Raw genomic sequence first — 14,148 nt, forward strand, 5'->3', positions numbered from 1 at the left:
TTCAAAAAAGAGCTAATTATATTAGCTCTTTTTGTTATCCAATATTTTATGTAGAATCAAAATTTGCCATGCATTACAAACAAGCAACGGAGCCAACATAAAAAGACTCGAAGCTGCATTATCTAGCTTTAATGCAGGTACGGCTTCAAGAACCGAAACAGCGCACATAAAGAACAGCGTTGGGATAAACGCATTCCGATTCGTCATCTTTACCTTCCAATAAGCAACTGCTATGGAAATTACCAATATGATTACTGGCAAAACAGTGTAACTCAAAACGGATCCTGTACCCTCAAAATTAGTCATTCTCAAGTAAACGAGGTCAAACAAGACAACAATGACGACAGCCAATTGCAGAAGATCCCATACCGTCTTGGATCGGATGATTCCCGCAGCAATAAACCTGACTATCAGATAGGCAAAAAAGCCCATTTGGCTCAGAACGCTTATTGTCGCACCACCAAGCAGCATATTTAAAACGTTAAATCCTACTGCCGAGAGCCCCATAACTGAAAATTCTTTGTCGGAATATTGTAAGATGAGTCCAATCCCTATAGATACAATCATTCCTAATAGCAGTGTTGTCCAAAATAAGTGAAACCACTTCCGCAGCGTCAAGATCAATTACCTCCATACTTCAACTCTAATTGTTAATTGTACCAACGTTTACGATAAAAAGCCAATGAATAGCCCTTATAATCTATCCCGAACCACACATACTAACAACTATTAAGCTAGGGAAGGGAGCATGCTTTTATGTCCATAACAAATCTGAGAAAGCTGCAAGTCCTACCACTCATTTCTATCGCTTTACTTCTCGCTTCGTGTGGATCAGATAGTTCATCAAAAGGTCAAGGTCAATCTCAAGCTAACACGTATAAAGAACAAAAGACCATGATTCTTGATATCTTGAAGTCAGAGGATGGGAAGAAAGCAATCAGTGCAGCTAACCGCAGCATAATGAATGGTGATGTTGGCGCCACCGGTGTAGCTGGACAATCTCAAATCAAACTTTTGTCTGCAAATGAATCTTTGCAGCTGCAGATGGCAGTTAAGGATGTACTCACAGCAAAAGAGAATAACGCGTTCCTCACGGATATGATGAAAGACCCTAAATTTGCCGGTGATTTTGCTAAGTCAATCCACACAGAGACCAAACAGATGTTCAAAGAGCTTTTAAAAGACCCGCAATATCAAAAATCACTCGTTGATGTTATGAAAAACCCTGAATATGAAAAGATGATGCTGGATGTTATGAAAACTGCCGCATACCGCCAGCAAATGATGACAGTCATGGAAGAATCGATCCAGAGTCCTTTATTCCGTGCACATATGGTTGACCTTCTTAAGGCAGCCATAGCACAACAAAGTAAGCCCGATCAGATGCCTACGGCTAAAAGTGCTCAACAAAAGGGCGGAGATAGCGGTGGTAAATCAGATAGCGGCGGAGATAGCAGTGGAGGAGACAAAAAGAAAGATCAGAAAAGTGATTCGGGAGACTCCCAAAAGCAAGACAGCGGAAAGAAAAAGGATGACTCCAGCTCTTCCGATTCTTAAATATGAAATTAAAAGGGCACACGGATTTCTCCGTATGCCCTTTTATATCTATTTTTCCAATTTAGTAATGATGCTCGCAGCCATGTCCAAATAGATTTGTCCAGCTTTTGAGTCTGACTTGTAAACAGATGGTGAATAATCGATTTCCGAAACATGATTGTCGGGTGCTCCAAGCGGAATCTGCGCTAATAATTCACTATGCAAATCGTCCGCAAGTCTAGCACCGCCGCCCTTACCGAATACGTAATCTATGCTGCCATCTTTACATTCATAATAGGACATGTTCTCGACAATACCTAGAATTTCATGGTTAGTTTGAATGGCCATCGCACCTGCTCTAGCAGCTACAAAAGCCGCTGTGGCATGCGGTGTTGTCACAATCACTTCTTTACTTTGCGGGATGAGCTGATGTACATCTAGCGCTACATCTCCCGTTCCCGGAGGAAGATCCAGAAGGATGTATTCAACATCTCCCCAATTAACTTCATTAAAGAAATTGCGAAGCATTTTCCCTAGCATAGGACCACGCCAAACGACAGGCGCGTTATCTTGAACAAAGAAGCCCATAGAGATTACTTTTACACCAAATTTCTCAACTGGCATAATGACATTATCGACAAGCTTCGGTTGTTCTTCGATACCCATCATATCCGGAATACTGAAACCGTAGATATCCGCATCGATAATTCCAACTTTTTTCCCTTGGCGGGCTAAGGCAACGGCTAAGTTAACAGTCACAGTTGATTTACCCACACCACCCTTGCCACTTGCAACAGCTATAAACTCAACTGTAGAGGCTTCTCCCAAAATAGGTTGTTCGATTGGTGGTTGAATAGGTTGAGTTTTCTTCTCTGCAGCCGGTTGAACCGCATCCTTAATTTGATTACGCTCATAATCAGTCATGAGTCTGAAACGAATATGTACTTGCGCTATACCCAATTTTTCTAAAGTTTGCTGAATATAAACCTTTGCTTTCTCTTTGAACGCCTCATCCTCGGTCGTGACAATTAAGCTTAAAGATACATTATTATCATTAAACATGATATCTCTAACTAAATTAAGTTCCACAACGCTTTTATTGTAATGAGGTTCCACAAGAGGTTGTAATGCTTCTAATAGTTGTTCTTTATTTATCATAGCCACACCATACCTTTATTCGGACATTGTAATTGTGGCCTTAATTATAACACATTTTGATTAAGAACCCACTTTTTCCCCCGCATAAAATCTTAAGATCCCTTGATAGACAGATGCTGCCACCATCTTCTGATATTTCTCATTTGCAAGCAGTCTTGCTTCTTCTGGATTTGATAGGAAACCCACTTCTACAAGTGCGCTCGGAATTTTCAACGTTTTCAATAAGTAAACACTCTTGTCCGCCGGTTTGGCAACACGATCCGTATTCTCTAAGTTCTTCTTTAACTCCGATTGAATGAGTGCGGCTAAATTAGGGTTATTCGGATTATTCGGATAATAGAATGTTTGTGCGCCTCTCCATTTCTGAGAAGGTATGCTGTTTAAATGCACACTAAGAAACATATCCGCATTATTCTCATTGATGAGATCGGCTCGGTTATGGAGATCTTGCGTCTTTCTTTTGCTATATCCCTTCGTGCCGGATTCAGCCAAGTCGGTATCCGTTTCCCTTGTCATAATGACTATCGCACCCGCCTGCTGCAAATAATCGCGAATATGAAGTGTGATCGCTAAATTGATATCTTTCTCAACAACTCCTTCCTTACTGGCAGCTCCACCATCAGGTCCACCATGACCAGCATCCAGAGCAATTGTTTTACCTGACAAAGGTAAAGTCCAATCCGACCAGGTACTCGTTGCCGGCAGCTCATAGGCATAGATGAAAACGACAAGTCCAACCAGCAAGGTCGAGAGAACAAGCTTAAGACTACTGTTAAAAGTTAGCCAAACGACCAGCCTCTTCTTCCTTTTACGCATAAAAAAATCCACCTCTGTTCCCCATAGACTCTGTAACATCTATATGGGACAGGGTGGACAAATATACCTTACTTAAACTTGATATTCAGGGTCTCTTAGACCTTCAATAAGAACCTGTGCAACTTCAGGACGAGTAAACTCAGGAGGCGGGCATTGACCGTCTCTAAGCAATCCACGAACCTTCGTGCCGGAGAGATGCATATGGTGGGACTTATCATGTGGACAAGTTTTACTAGATGCCATATTGCCACATTTGGTACAAAAGAAACTGTGTTCAAAGAACAATGGAGTAATCCCGATTTCTTCTGCAGTAAAATTACTGAAAATTTCTTGTGCTTCATATGTGCCGTAATAATCGCCAACACCCGCGTGGTCGCGTCCTACGATGAAATGCGTACAACCATAGTTCCTACGCACAATAGCGTGCAAAATCGCCTCACGAGGACCTGCATAACGCATAGCAGCCGGATATACACCTAAGAAAATCCGATCCTTCGGATAGTAGTTCTCAAGCAGTACCAAGTAACTTTTCATACGTACATCTGCAGATATATCATCGGATTTCGTCTCACCAACAAGCGGATTAAGGAAAAGGGCATCCACGATTTCCATGGCCGACTTTTGAATGTATTCGTGAGCTCGGTGAACCGGATTACGTGTTTGAAAACCAACGACCGTTCTCCACCCTTTTTCATCGAAAATACAACGAGTTTCCGAAGGATCGAAGTAGAAATCTTCAAATTTCTTCGGCTTAGGACGGTCAAGCAGTTGGATAGGTCCTCCAATATTCGTAGAAGAACGCGAGAAGAGTTTATCTACGCCTGGGTGAGCCATGTCATCCGTTTTGAAGACTTTAACTGCTTCATTCGTTTGATCAACTTTGTAGATACTTGTAGTGTCTAAAATGGCATAAACAATGTTATCCTCATCGCCAACAAGCGCTACTTGCTCTCCGATCGTGATGGTAGCTGCAACATCAGGAGCAATGGACAGCGTAATTGGAATGCTCCAAACTGTTCCATGCGTCAGACGCATCGTTTCAACTACAGAGTTGTAGTTTTCCTCATCCATAAAACCGGTAAGCGGTGAGAAAGCTCCTACTGCAATAAGATCCAGATCAGAAATCGTCCAAGAATTTACCCGGATTTGTTTCAAAGACGCCGCGCGTTTGAGCAGTCTTCTCTTTGTTCTGCGGGAACCAATCGATTGATTAATTCGCCGCCATGCGGTTTGATCGTAGGCATTTACTAGCACCTCCATCATTTCGCTTCTTATTTATGAAGTCCGCATTCCGTTTTCTCGATGTTTGCCCAACGACCAGCACGCGGATCTTCACCTTCTGCCACTTGGCGTGTGCAGTGTGTGCAGCCTATACTTGGGTAATTGCGGTCATGCAGCGGGTTGTAAATGACATCGTTCTCGCGAATGTAATTCCATACATCTTCGGAAGTCCAACTTGCAAGTGGATTAAACTTAATAAGACCGAATTTCACATCGTATTCCACTTTTTTCGCATTTGCACGAGTAGGCGCTTGGTCGCGGCGAATTCCTGTGATCCATGCGTCATAGTTTTTAAGAACGTCCGTTAGTGGATCCACTTTACGAATGTTGCAGCATTGGTTTGCATCGCTTTTCCATAGCTCATCGCCAAATTTCTCAGCCTGCTCATCAAGCGTAAGCTTTGGCAATACCTGTACGAATTTAGTGCCATAATGCTGTTCTAGGCGATCTCTCGTTTCATAAGTTTCTGGGAAATGCACGTTTGTATCCAAGTAAAAAATATCTACGTTTGGACTAATCTTTTGGAGCATGTCAACGAGCACAACGTCCTCAGCACCGAAACTGCACGCCAACGTCAAGCTAGCATATGTTTCAACCGCTAATTTCAAAACTGCTTGCGCTGATTGATTTTCAAATTCTTCAGCAGCTTTCGTAACAAACGCTTCTTTTTCAAAAAGATTCATAATATTACCTCCGCTTATTTAATTCCGAGTGATATCGTATGATTTATAAGTCAATTATAACTGAGATCTTTCTTCTGTCAATGGCTTTTTATCATTTTGGTATTAACTTCGCTGATTTTCTAACTATTCTTTACAAAATCGCTTTCCCGCACGTCGAATTGAGAATACTTTTCAACAAAACAAGTAAAACCGTGTATTGATTAAAGAAAAAAACCTTTCCAGTGAATACTGAAAAGGTTTTTCTGAGCGCCATAGGCGCAAGATCTTAACGTTTGGAGAATTGAGGAGCGCGACGAGCGGCTTTCAATCCATATTTTTTACGCTCTTTCATACGGGAATCACGTGTTAAGAATCCTGCTTTTTTCAGGGATCCACGGTATTCCGGATCAGCTTTCAACAATGCACGGGAAATACCGTGACGAATTGCTCCAGCTTGTCCGCTGATTCCACCACCATTTGCAAGAACTAGAACATCGTATTTACCGACAGTCTCAGTTAATGTCAATGGTTGTTTAACGATCAGTTTCAACGTTTCTAGACCGAAATACTCATCTAGATCACGTTTATTGATAATGATGCGTCCTTCACCCGGTACTAAGCGCACGCGCGCTACCGAGTGTTTACGACGACCCGTTCCATAATATTGAACTTGTGCCACGAAACGTTCCTCCTTATATTAACCGCGAAGATTCCAGACTTCTGGTAGTTGTGCTTGGTGCGGGTGCTCTGCTCCACCGTAGACTTTAAGCTTTGTTTTCAAGCTGTCGCCAAGACGGTTCTTAGGAAGCATACCGTGTACGGCAAACTCGATCATGCGATCAGGTTTGCTGTTCAGCAAATCCTGAGCAGAAGTCACTTTTAAACCACCTTGGTATAAAGAGTGACGGTAGTACATTTTGTTTTGCATTTTCTTACCTGTTAGCTTAATTTGGGAAGCATTGATAACAACAACGAAATCGCCAGTATCTACGTGTGGAGTGAACTCCGGTTTGTGCTTACCGCGGATAATGCTAGCAACTTCACTTGCAAGACGGCCAAGTGTTTGGCCTGCAGCGTCAACAATGTACCATTTACGCTCAACTTCATTTGGCTTAGCCATATATGTGGTGCGCATGCTTAATCCTCCTAGAAATATATCTCAATACATAATTATTATTTTTATTTTACATAAATGATGGATGGTTGACGGCCATTTGTGATCAGGGGCTGTGGGGTAGCCGATCACGAAACGCCAAGTTATATTTTACACGAAACATCCGTAAGAAGCAAGTAGTGTTTTAGGCTATTTAATAGTCGACTCTCCATAACGTTAAACCCATAGCTTCGGCCGTAGGACCCGCCTGAGATCGGTCTCTAGCTTCGAGAATCCGCTGCATATCACTGCTAGGTCTCTTACCTTCTCCAATCTGAATCAGCGTTCCTGCAATGATCCTAACCATGTTATAAAGGAAACCATTACCCGTTACGATTAACCGGATCCGGGCAATGTTCCCCGTCGTAGATAACTCGTCAGCTTCCGTCTCCAGACGAACCTCGTAGAGGGTTCTCACCTTTACTTCCTTATCTGTTCTCACCGTACAAAACGAAGTAAAATCATGCTCACCTAGCAAGCAAGGGAGCGCCTCTCTCATGGCTTCCACATTCAAATGCGTAGGATGATGGTATTCATAGTTGCGGTGAAAGACATCAGGGAAGCGCGCCGAGCGAATTGAAAAGCAATATGTTTTGCGTTTCGCGGCTTTGCGAGAATGAAAGGAAGGAAGGACTTCTTCCGCGGTATGTGCGACAATATCTCTGGGGAGTCTAGCATTGAGAGCTAAACACCAACGTTCCACTGGTATCTTAGAGTTCGTACTGAAATTAATAACTTGGGCTTTCGCGTGTACACCGGCATCTGTACGCCCGGATGAGATGACTTTCACCCTCTCACCAGTCAACATGAAAACAGCCTGCTCTAAACGGTATTGAATCGTATCTGCTTTAGGCTGAATCTGAAAACCTGAATAAGCCGTTCCATCGTAACTTATGGTAAAACGTAGATTTCTCAAGGCTTGATCCTCCATGAGTCATCCTTCCTATCTTTAGTGATTAGCCTTAGCTAAATTCACTTCTAGAGAGCGTGCTAAGACTGCAAAAAAAGGGCTTCACCAGAATCTAGCGATTCCGTCCACCCTTTCCCATCCGTCTTTATGCGCGATCTACTAGCTCTAGGTAAACCATTGGTGCTGCGTCACCGCGGCGTGGTCCCAGTTTAAGGATACGAGTGTATCCACCTGGACGCTCGGAGTAACGAGTAGCCAAATCAGAGAACAGTTTTTGAATCGCATCTTGATTCTCGTCTGCAGCTTCTCTACGAACAAAAGCAGCAACCTGACGGCGTGCATGAAGATCTCCGCGCTTCGCAAGAGTGATTAACTTCTCAGCGATGGAACGAATTTCTTTTGCTTTTGCTTCTGTAGTTTGGATGCGTTCATGTATGAACAGATCTGTAACCAGATCACGGAATAATGCTTTACGATTACTGGAATCGCGGTTCAACTTTCTGTAGTTCATTGAATTAACCTCCTTCTGACAAGATTATTCCTCAGTACGTAGACCCAAACCCAGCTCTTCGAGCTTCTCTTGAACTTCTTCAAGTGATTTGCGGCCTAAGTTCCGAACTTTCATCATGTCTTCTTCTGTTTTGGTAATCAGTTCTTGTACGGTGTTAATCCCTGCACGCTTGAGACAGTTGTAAGAACGAACAGATAGATCAAGTTCCTCGATAGTCATCTCTAGAACTTTCTCTTTCTTATCTTCTTCTTTCTCTACCATAATCTCAGCATCTTTCGCTTCATCCGTCAAACCGACGAACAAGTTAAGATGTTCAGTTAAGATTTTGGCACCCAAGCTCACTGCTTCTTCTGGTCGAATACTTCCATCAGTCCACACTTCGAGGGTCAACTTATCATAGTTAGTCACTTGGCCGACGCGAGTATTCTCAATAGAATAGTTTACTCGGGTAATAGGCGTGTAGATCGAATCAATTGGAATCACACCAATTGGTTGTTCTTCATGCTTATTTTTGTCCGATTGGACGTAACCGCGTCCTCTGCCCGCATGAATCCTCATGTGAAGACGTGCGTCGGGAGACAAGGTTGCAATATGCAAATCCGGGTTAAGAATCTCCACATCGCTATCACCACGGATATCAGCCGCGGTAATATTACCTTCTCCTTCTGCATCAATTTCAAGCACTTTCTCCTCATCGGAGTGAATTTTCAACGATAAGCCTTTTAAGTTGAGGATAATTTCCGTTACATCCTCAAGCACGCCAGGAATCGTTGAAAACTCATGCAAAACGCCATCGATTTGGACAGAGGTTACTGCTGCCCCCGGTAAAGAGGACAGTAAGATACGACGTAGTGAGTTACCTAAGGTTGTACCATAGCCACGCTCCAACGGCTCGATGATAAATCTACCATAAGCGCCATCTTCACTTAATGCTACGGTTTCTATTTTTGGCTTTTCGATTTCGATCATGAAATGTACCCTCCATTCAATACGTCGTTTCCCTCTGGATACTTCGCCTGAAAATTTCATAGTATTCCTATCCTTCAAACCATTATTCACGATTTTGGAATAATTATACTACAAAGTGATCCTGAATTATACGCGACGACGTTTTGGAGGACGGCAGCCATTATGAGGAACCGGAGTCACGTCTTTAATCAGGTTTACTTCAAGACCAAGCTGCTTGCAAAGAACGAATTGCTGCTTCGCGGCCAGCTCCTGGACCTTTAACCATTACTTCAACAGTTTTCAAGCCGTGCTCCATAGCTGCTTTAGCTGCTTTTTCAGCTGCCATTTGCGCCGCGAAAGGAGTACTTTTACGGGAACCTTTGAATCCAAGGTTTCCTGAACTTGCCCAAGAAATTGCGTTACCATGCGGATCCGTGATCGTTACGATCGTGTTGTTAAATGTTGAACGGATGTGTGCTACACCGCTCTCAATATTTTTCCGGTCACGACGTTTCGTACGGACGACTTTTTTAGGTTTTGCCATTAGCTCTAACCCCCTTTATTATTTCTTCTTATTAGCTACTGTACGACGAGGACCTTTACGTGTACGAGCATTAGTTTTAGTACGTTGTCCACGAACAGGAAGACCACGGCGGTGACGAAGACCACGGTAGGATCCGATTTCGATTAGACGTTTGATGTTTAGGGAAATTTCGCGGCGAAGGTCGCCTTCTACTTTTAGGGTTTTGTCAATTACATCACGGATCTTGCTCACTTCATCTTCAGTCAAGTCACGAACGCGAGTACTAGCGTCGATACCTGTGGAAGCAATGATTTTCTGAGCAGTTGTAGTGCCGATACCGAAAATGTAAGTCAACGCGATTACAACTCGTTTGTCACGAGGTAAGTCAACTCCAGCTAAACGTGCCATCTACAGATTGCACCTCCTTTTAACCTTGTTTTTGTTTGTGCTTAGGATTTTCACAAATAACCATGATATTACCTTTACGGCGAATAACTTTGCATTTTTCGCAAATCGGTTTTACTGACGGTCTAACTTTCATTTTTAAGCCCTCCTTATCATCGTAAGCAACCATGTTGCGTTTTCGGTTAGAAAACTTGCTTCGTAAGCATACGCCTTGAGAGAGTAACTTACATGTAAGCCGAACATTTATTTAAAACGGTAGGTTATACGGCCTCTCGTTAAATCATAAGGCGATAATTCTACGGTAACCTTATCTCCAGGCAAAATGCGGATAAAGTGCATTCTGATTTTACCGGATACATGGGCTAGGATTTTATGACCATTTTCCAATTCAACCTTAAACATTGCATTCGGAAGAGGTTCAATCACTGTACCTTCTACTTCAATTACATCTTCTTTGGCCACAGTCATTCTCCTTTCTCTTGTGCTTCATCTTGCATAAGTTCAACGAATTTGGCAATTGCGAAGCGCAACTTTCCATTAGTAACACGACCTGTTTCCCTAATGCTTGACTCCACTTCACTGCTAATCGTTTCTTGTAACTGAAGATGATTCAGGTTCTTCTTCTTCGGTTGATCGAATTTGCGATGATCACCGTCGGCAAGCCAGACAAAGCGATGATCGACAATTCCAATCACGACCGCATATTCTCCGGGATCTCGACCGCGAAGCACCTTTACGATTTGACCCACCTTCGGAATCATGCTATCCATTCATCATCACCTACGATCTAGGCAAAGTTAATATTTCATAACCGGCTGCCGTAATTGCAATCGTATGTTCAAAATGAGCACATAGGGTTCGATCCGCTGTGACTACAGTCCAATCGTCTTCGAGTGTTTGGACAAATCTTTCGCCAACGACCACCATCGGTTCAATGGCTAGGACCATGCCTGGTTTGAGACGAGGACCTTTGTCAGGTACACCATAATTCGGAATTTGTGGCTCTTCGTGAAGATCCGTTCCGATACCGTGACCGACATACTCTATAACCACGGAGAAGCCTGCGTCTTCAATACAAGTTTGGATTGCATGCGACAACGTGTAGAGTCTAGCATCTGGTTTAGCTTCTGCTATGCCTCGATAAAGTGATTGTTCTGTTACAGCTAACAAACGCCTAGCTGTTTCAGAAATTTCACCGACAGGATACGTCCAAGCAGAATCTCCATGATAACCTTTATACTGAGCACCAATATCTATACTGATAATATCGCCCTCAGCCAGCTTTCTAGGACCAGGAATACCATGAACTAATTCTTCGTTGACTGAAGCACAAATGCTTCCAGGAAAACCGTTGTAGCCTTTAAAAGATGGAATCGCTCCCTGACTGCGAATGAATTCCTCTGCGATCTGATCAAGTTCTTTCGTTGTAATGTTCGGACGAATCGCCCTTGCCAATAAGCGGTGCGTTTCGGCTACGATACGACCAGCTTCTCGCATTAGGTCTAGTTCAACCTCGGACTTACAAATGATCATTACGCTAGACCTCGTAGCAGTGAGCTAATTTGTTCGGTTACCGCATGAATGTCTTGTTCCCCGTTAACCTCACGCAATAATTCCCTCTTTTGGTAGTAATCCAGCAGCGGAGCCGTTTTATTGATGTATTCATCCAAACGAGTTCCGACTTTCTCTTCCGTATCATCAGATCGTTGGTACAACTCACCCGAACATTTATCGCATACGCCTTCTTGCTTTGGTGGGTTGAAGATTACATGATACGTAGACCCACAGGATTTACAAATTCTTCGGCCAGTTAGTCTTGCAAGTAAGAAACTGCGATCAACGGAAAGATTGATAACAACCTCAATCTTCTTACCTAATGAATCTACGATTTCAGATAACGCATCTGCTTGAGCAACTGTTCTAGGGAACCCGTCAAGCAAAAATCCTTTATCGCAATCCGGTTGGGCAAGACGCTCTCTCACAATACCGTTCGTTATTTCATCTGGAACCAGTAGTCCCTTATCCACATAACCTTTGGCTTCAACACCAAGTGGTGTACCTTGACTCATCGCCAAGCGAAAAGCATCTCCAGTTGAGATATGAGGAATTTGAAATTCGTTAACGATCTTTTCAGCTTGCGTGCCTTTGCCTGCACCAGGAGGCCCCATAAAAATTACGTTCACACTTAAAACCTCCCATCGCACTCGGCATTACGAACAGCACAATAGGTGCCGATGTCGCAGATATTGCCCCATCAGAACCTATTAGCTATTTATTGATAAATCCTTTGTAATGACGCTTAATCAATTGGCTCTCGATTTGTTTCATCGTCTCAAGACCAACGCCTACTACGATAAGTAAAGATGTACCACCAATCCGAACCGAACTAGGCAAACCGGCAAGTCCTCCAAAAAGCATTGGAAGAATTGAGATCGCTGAGAGAAACAAAGCTCCAGAAAGAGTAATTCTAGTCATTACGCGAGTCAGATAAGTCGATGTTGTCTTACCGGGTCTAATACCTGGTATATAGCCACCATTTTTCTTCATCTGGTCAGCCATTTGGACTGGATTAATTTGTACGAAGGTATAAAAGTATGTGAATCCAATAATCAGCAGTACATAAAGTACAATCGCTAATGGAGCAGTTTGGTTAATACTTAAATTGTTAATTATCCATTCTGCAACAACATTACCTCTCCAGTAACTTGCAATGGTAGGAGGGAACATCAATAACGATAGTGCAAAGATTACAGGGATTACACCAGCCGCATTCACTTTAAGAGGAATGTGAGTGGTTTGACCACCATACATTTTACGACCAACTACCCGTTTCGCATATTGTACAGGTATCTTACGGACACCTTGCTGCACGAATATGACCCCGGCAATAATCAGTATAACAACCAAAGCAATAATGATCAGTTTCACGATATTCAGGAACAAAGCTCCTTCGGTCGCAAAAAGTGATTTGTAAATTTGCTGTATGCTTGTAGGAATCGCCGCGACGATACCTGCAAAGATGATAATGGAAATACCGTTTCCAATCCCATATTCCGTGATTTGCTCACCGAGCCACATCAAGAAAGCTGTTCCAGCTGTCAATACGAGAGCGATTAGAGCAAAGGTTGCAACACCTGGATCAATAACGAGACCGCTATACAAACGGTTAAACCCTATTGAAAGTCCAAAGGCTTGAATCACACCTAGAATAATCGTACCGTAACGAGTAACTTGTGTCATTTTCTTTCTTCCAACATCACCTTCTTTTGCCCATTGCGCAAAGCGTGGAATAACATCCATGGACAAAAGCTGAACTATGATAGAAGCCGTGATGTAAGGCGTAATTCCCATCGCGAAGAGAGAGAATTGGAAGAGCGCACCACCTGAAAACGTGTTAAGCAAACCAAAGACATCACTCTGATTCGCTTGGTCTTGAAGTTTCAGGACAGCCGTATTTATGTTAGGCACTGGAATAAAGGCACCTAAGCGGTAGACGATTAGCAAGATGAGCGTAAATAAAATTCTTCTGCGTAAATCTTCTACTTTGAAGATGTTGGCTATGGTATTAAACATTAAATCACCTCGGTTTGACCGCCGGCAGCTTGGATTTTCTCAATTGCTGATTGAGAGAACTTATTCGCTTTAACGGTTAATTTTACTGTGATTTCACCGTTTCCTAAAATCTTGATACCATCTTTAGGAGCTTTAACAATACCAGTCTCCATTAATACTTGTGGAGTAACTTCGGTACCAGCTGCGAAATTGTTCAAATCTTCAAGGTTTACGATTGCGTATTCCGTACGGAAACGATTCGTGAAACCACGTTTAGGTAAACGACGGTATAACGGGTTTTGTCCACCCTCGAATCCAGGACGAACGCCTCCACCGGAACGTGCGTTCTGACCTTTATGTCCGCGAGTTGATGTTTTACCCATGCCGCTACTTGTACCACGGCCAACACGTTTACGAGTGTGACGAGAACCAGTAGCAGAACTTAGCTCATGTAACTTCATCGTTGCACACCTCCTCTAGATCTTAATATCTTGCTACTATGCTTCGATTTCTTTAACTTCTACCAAATGGCTCACTTGATTAACCATGCCTCTGATCGCAGCATTATCTTGATGAAGAACAGTTTGGTGCATCTTGCGAAGACCAAGTGTTTTCACAGTAACGCGTTGTGTTTCAGGGCGGCCAATCAGGCTGCGTTTTAGGGTAATTTGTAATTGTTTCGCCATGTTTACC

19 protein-coding genes and 2 pseudogenes are annotated in these 14,148 nt (G+C 43.0%); 1 reads left to right on the plus strand and 20 read right to left on the minus strand.

The features are described 5' to 3' along the window. Positions 1–21 precede the first annotated feature (21 nt). The gene (locus ACBP55_RS36105) at positions 22–618 is read right to left on the minus strand and encodes a KinB-signaling pathway activation protein (RefSeq protein WP_029196434.1); all 597 of its coding nucleotides are present in this window, start codon (positions 616–618) and stop codon (positions 22–24) included. A gap of 138 nt (positions 619–756) precedes the next feature. On the opposite strand from ACBP55_RS36105, the gene gerD reads away from it, so the two are divergent. Next, a complete protein-coding gene (gene gerD, locus ACBP55_RS36110; RefSeq protein WP_464648434.1) occupies positions 757–1,557 on the plus strand; it encodes a spore germination lipoprotein GerD in 801 nt (266 codons plus the stop codon). 48 nt (positions 1,558–1,605) lie between these two features. On the opposite strand, the gene ACBP55_RS36115 is transcribed toward gerD, so the two are convergent. The 19 genes and pseudogenes from ACBP55_RS36115 to rpmD all read right to left on the minus strand — a co-directional run bounded on the left by ACBP55_RS36115 (position 1,606) and on the right by rpmD (position 14,141). Beyond that, entirely contained in the window at positions 1,606–2,694 is a 1,089-nt protein-coding gene (locus tag ACBP55_RS36115) for an Mrp/NBP35 family ATP-binding protein (RefSeq protein ID WP_464648435.1), read from the minus strand. A gap of 60 nt (positions 2,695–2,754) precedes the next feature. Beyond that, positions 2,755–3,510: an N-acetylmuramoyl-L-alanine amidase CwlD gene (gene cwlD / locus ACBP55_RS36120; protein ID WP_464648436.1), complete on the minus strand. Its 756-nt coding sequence runs from the start codon at positions 3,508–3,510 to the stop codon at positions 2,755–2,757. 72 nt (positions 3,511–3,582) lie between these two features. Further along, positions 3,583–4,754, minus strand: a pseudogene (sat, locus tag ACBP55_RS36125) (sulfate adenylyltransferase). Positions 4,755–4,781: 27 nt separating this feature from the next. Further along, the gene (locus ACBP55_RS36130) at positions 4,782–5,474 is read right to left on the minus strand and encodes a phosphoadenylyl-sulfate reductase (protein ID WP_464648437.1); all 693 of its coding nucleotides are present in this window, start codon (positions 5,472–5,474) and stop codon (positions 4,782–4,784) included. Positions 5,475–5,739: 265 nt separating this feature from the next. Continuing rightward, complete coding sequence (gene rpsI, locus ACBP55_RS36135; protein ID WP_029196439.1) at positions 5,740–6,132, minus strand: 30S ribosomal protein S9; 393 nt, start codon at positions 6,130–6,132, stop codon at positions 5,740–5,742. An 18-nt stretch (positions 6,133–6,150) separates the two neighbouring features. Continuing rightward, positions 6,151–6,588, minus strand: coding sequence for a 50S ribosomal protein L13 (gene rplM / locus ACBP55_RS36140; protein ID WP_029196440.1), 438 nt, complete (start codon positions 6,586–6,588; stop codon positions 6,151–6,153). 172 nt (positions 6,589–6,760) lie between these two features. Further along, positions 6,761–7,522 (minus strand): tRNA pseudouridine(38-40) synthase TruA, encoded by a 762-nt coding sequence (gene truA, locus ACBP55_RS36145; RefSeq protein WP_173192016.1) that lies wholly within the window; start codon positions 7,520–7,522, stop codon positions 6,761–6,763. A gap of 139 nt (positions 7,523–7,661) precedes the next feature. After that, a complete protein-coding gene (gene rplQ, locus ACBP55_RS36150) occupies positions 7,662–8,027 on the minus strand; it encodes a 50S ribosomal protein L17 (RefSeq protein WP_029196442.1) in 366 nt (121 codons plus the stop codon). A 24-nt stretch (positions 8,028–8,051) separates the two neighbouring features. Then, the gene (locus ACBP55_RS36155) at positions 8,052–8,996 is read right to left on the minus strand and encodes a DNA-directed RNA polymerase subunit alpha (RefSeq protein WP_029196443.1); all 945 of its coding nucleotides are present in this window, start codon (positions 8,994–8,996) and stop codon (positions 8,052–8,054) included. A 126-nt stretch (positions 8,997–9,122) separates the two neighbouring features. Continuing rightward, positions 9,123–9,519: pseudogene (rpsK, locus tag ACBP55_RS36160) on the minus strand (30S ribosomal protein S11). A gap of 18 nt (positions 9,520–9,537) precedes the next feature. Next, positions 9,538–9,906, minus strand: coding sequence for a 30S ribosomal protein S13 (rpsM, locus tag ACBP55_RS36165; RefSeq protein ID WP_028557471.1), 369 nt, complete (start codon positions 9,904–9,906; stop codon positions 9,538–9,540). A 19-nt stretch (positions 9,907–9,925) separates the two neighbouring features. Further along, on the minus strand, positions 9,926–10,039 hold the full coding sequence (gene rpmJ, locus ACBP55_RS36170) for a 50S ribosomal protein L36 (RefSeq protein ID WP_029196444.1): 114 nt from the start codon (positions 10,037–10,039) through the stop codon (positions 9,926–9,928). Between the two features lie 107 nt (positions 10,040–10,146). Next, positions 10,147–10,365 carry a translation initiation factor IF-1 gene (infA, locus tag ACBP55_RS36175; protein ID WP_009676800.1) on the minus strand — a complete coding sequence of 73 codons (219 nt, stop codon included), beginning with the start codon at positions 10,363–10,365 and terminating at the stop codon, positions 10,147–10,149. Positions 10,366–10,367: 2 nt separating this feature from the next. Further along, positions 10,368–10,673 carry a hypothetical protein gene (locus ACBP55_RS36180; protein WP_464648438.1) on the minus strand — a complete coding sequence of 102 codons (306 nt, stop codon included), beginning with the start codon at positions 10,671–10,673 and terminating at the stop codon, positions 10,368–10,370. A 10-nt stretch (positions 10,674–10,683) separates the two neighbouring features. Beyond that, positions 10,684–11,436: a type I methionyl aminopeptidase gene (gene map / locus ACBP55_RS36185; RefSeq protein ID WP_029196446.1), complete on the minus strand. Its 753-nt coding sequence runs from the start codon at positions 11,434–11,436 to the stop codon at positions 10,684–10,686. Then, complete coding sequence (locus ACBP55_RS36190) at positions 11,436–12,086, minus strand: adenylate kinase (RefSeq protein WP_029196447.1); 651 nt, start codon at positions 12,084–12,086, stop codon at positions 11,436–11,438. Before ACBP55_RS36190 ends, map begins: the two co-directional genes overlap by 1 nt. 85 nt (positions 12,087–12,171) lie before the next feature. After that, positions 12,172–13,476 carry a preprotein translocase subunit SecY gene (secY, locus tag ACBP55_RS36195; RefSeq protein WP_029196448.1) on the minus strand — a complete coding sequence of 435 codons (1,305 nt, stop codon included), beginning with the start codon at positions 13,474–13,476 and terminating at the stop codon, positions 12,172–12,174. Continuing rightward, positions 13,476–13,916: a 50S ribosomal protein L15 gene (rplO, locus tag ACBP55_RS36200; RefSeq protein WP_029196449.1), complete on the minus strand. Its 441-nt coding sequence runs from the start codon at positions 13,914–13,916 to the stop codon at positions 13,476–13,478. Before rplO ends, secY begins: the two co-directional genes overlap by 1 nt. Before the next feature lie 36 nt (positions 13,917–13,952). Then, entirely contained in the window at positions 13,953–14,141 is a 189-nt protein-coding gene (gene rpmD, locus ACBP55_RS36205; RefSeq protein WP_029196450.1) for a 50S ribosomal protein L30, read from the minus strand. Positions 14,142–14,148 lie beyond the last annotated feature (7 nt).

This window comes from Paenibacillus sp. WG02 (genome assembly GCF_055396115.1).

What these genes read in the sequence shown, in the direction of transcription:
- gerD (WP_464648434.1), top strand. Translation starts at nt 757, where the DNA reads ATGTCCATAACAAATCTGAGAAAGCTGCAAGTCCTACCACTCATTTCT.
- ACBP55_RS36115 (WP_464648435.1), bottom strand. Translation starts at nt 2,694, where the DNA reads ATGATAAATAAAGAACAACTATTAGAAGCATTACAACCTCTTGTGGAA.
- cwlD (WP_464648436.1), bottom strand. Translation starts at nt 3,510, where the DNA reads ATGCGTAAAAGGAAGAAGAGGCTGGTCGTTTGGCTAACTTTTAACAGT.
- ACBP55_RS36130 (WP_464648437.1), bottom strand. Translation starts at nt 5,474, where the DNA reads ATGAATCTTTTTGAAAAAGAAGCGTTTGTTACGAAAGCTGCTGAAGAA.
- rplM (WP_029196440.1), bottom strand. Translation starts at nt 6,588, where the DNA reads ATGCGCACCACATATATGGCTAAGCCAAATGAAGTTGAGCGTAAATGG.
- rplQ (WP_029196442.1), bottom strand. Translation starts at nt 8,027, where the DNA reads ATGAACTACAGAAAGTTGAACCGCGATTCCAGTAATCGTAAAGCATTA.
- ACBP55_RS36155 (WP_029196443.1), bottom strand. Translation starts at nt 8,996, where the DNA reads ATGATCGAAATCGAAAAGCCAAAAATAGAAACCGTAGCATTAAGTGAA.
- rpsM (WP_028557471.1), bottom strand. Translation starts at nt 9,906, where the DNA reads ATGGCACGTTTAGCTGGAGTTGACTTACCTCGTGACAAACGAGTTGTA.
- rpmJ (WP_029196444.1), bottom strand. Translation starts at nt 10,039, where the DNA reads ATGAAAGTTAGACCGTCAGTAAAACCGATTTGCGAAAAATGCAAAGTT.
- ACBP55_RS36180 (WP_464648438.1), bottom strand. Translation starts at nt 10,673, where the DNA reads ATGGATAGCATGATTCCGAAGGTGGGTCAAATCGTAAAGGTGCTTCGC.
- map (WP_029196446.1), bottom strand. Translation starts at nt 11,436, where the DNA reads ATGATCATTTGTAAGTCCGAGGTTGAACTAGACCTAATGCGAGAAGCT.
- secY (WP_029196448.1), bottom strand. Translation starts at nt 13,476, where the DNA reads ATGTTTAATACCATAGCCAACATCTTCAAAGTAGAAGATTTACGCAGA.
- rplO (WP_029196449.1), bottom strand. Translation starts at nt 13,916, where the DNA reads ATGAAGTTACATGAGCTAAGTTCTGCTACTGGTTCTCGTCACACTCGT.
- rpmD (WP_029196450.1), bottom strand. Translation starts at nt 14,141, where the DNA reads ATGGCGAAACAATTACAAATTACCCTAAAACGCAGCCTGATTGGCCGC.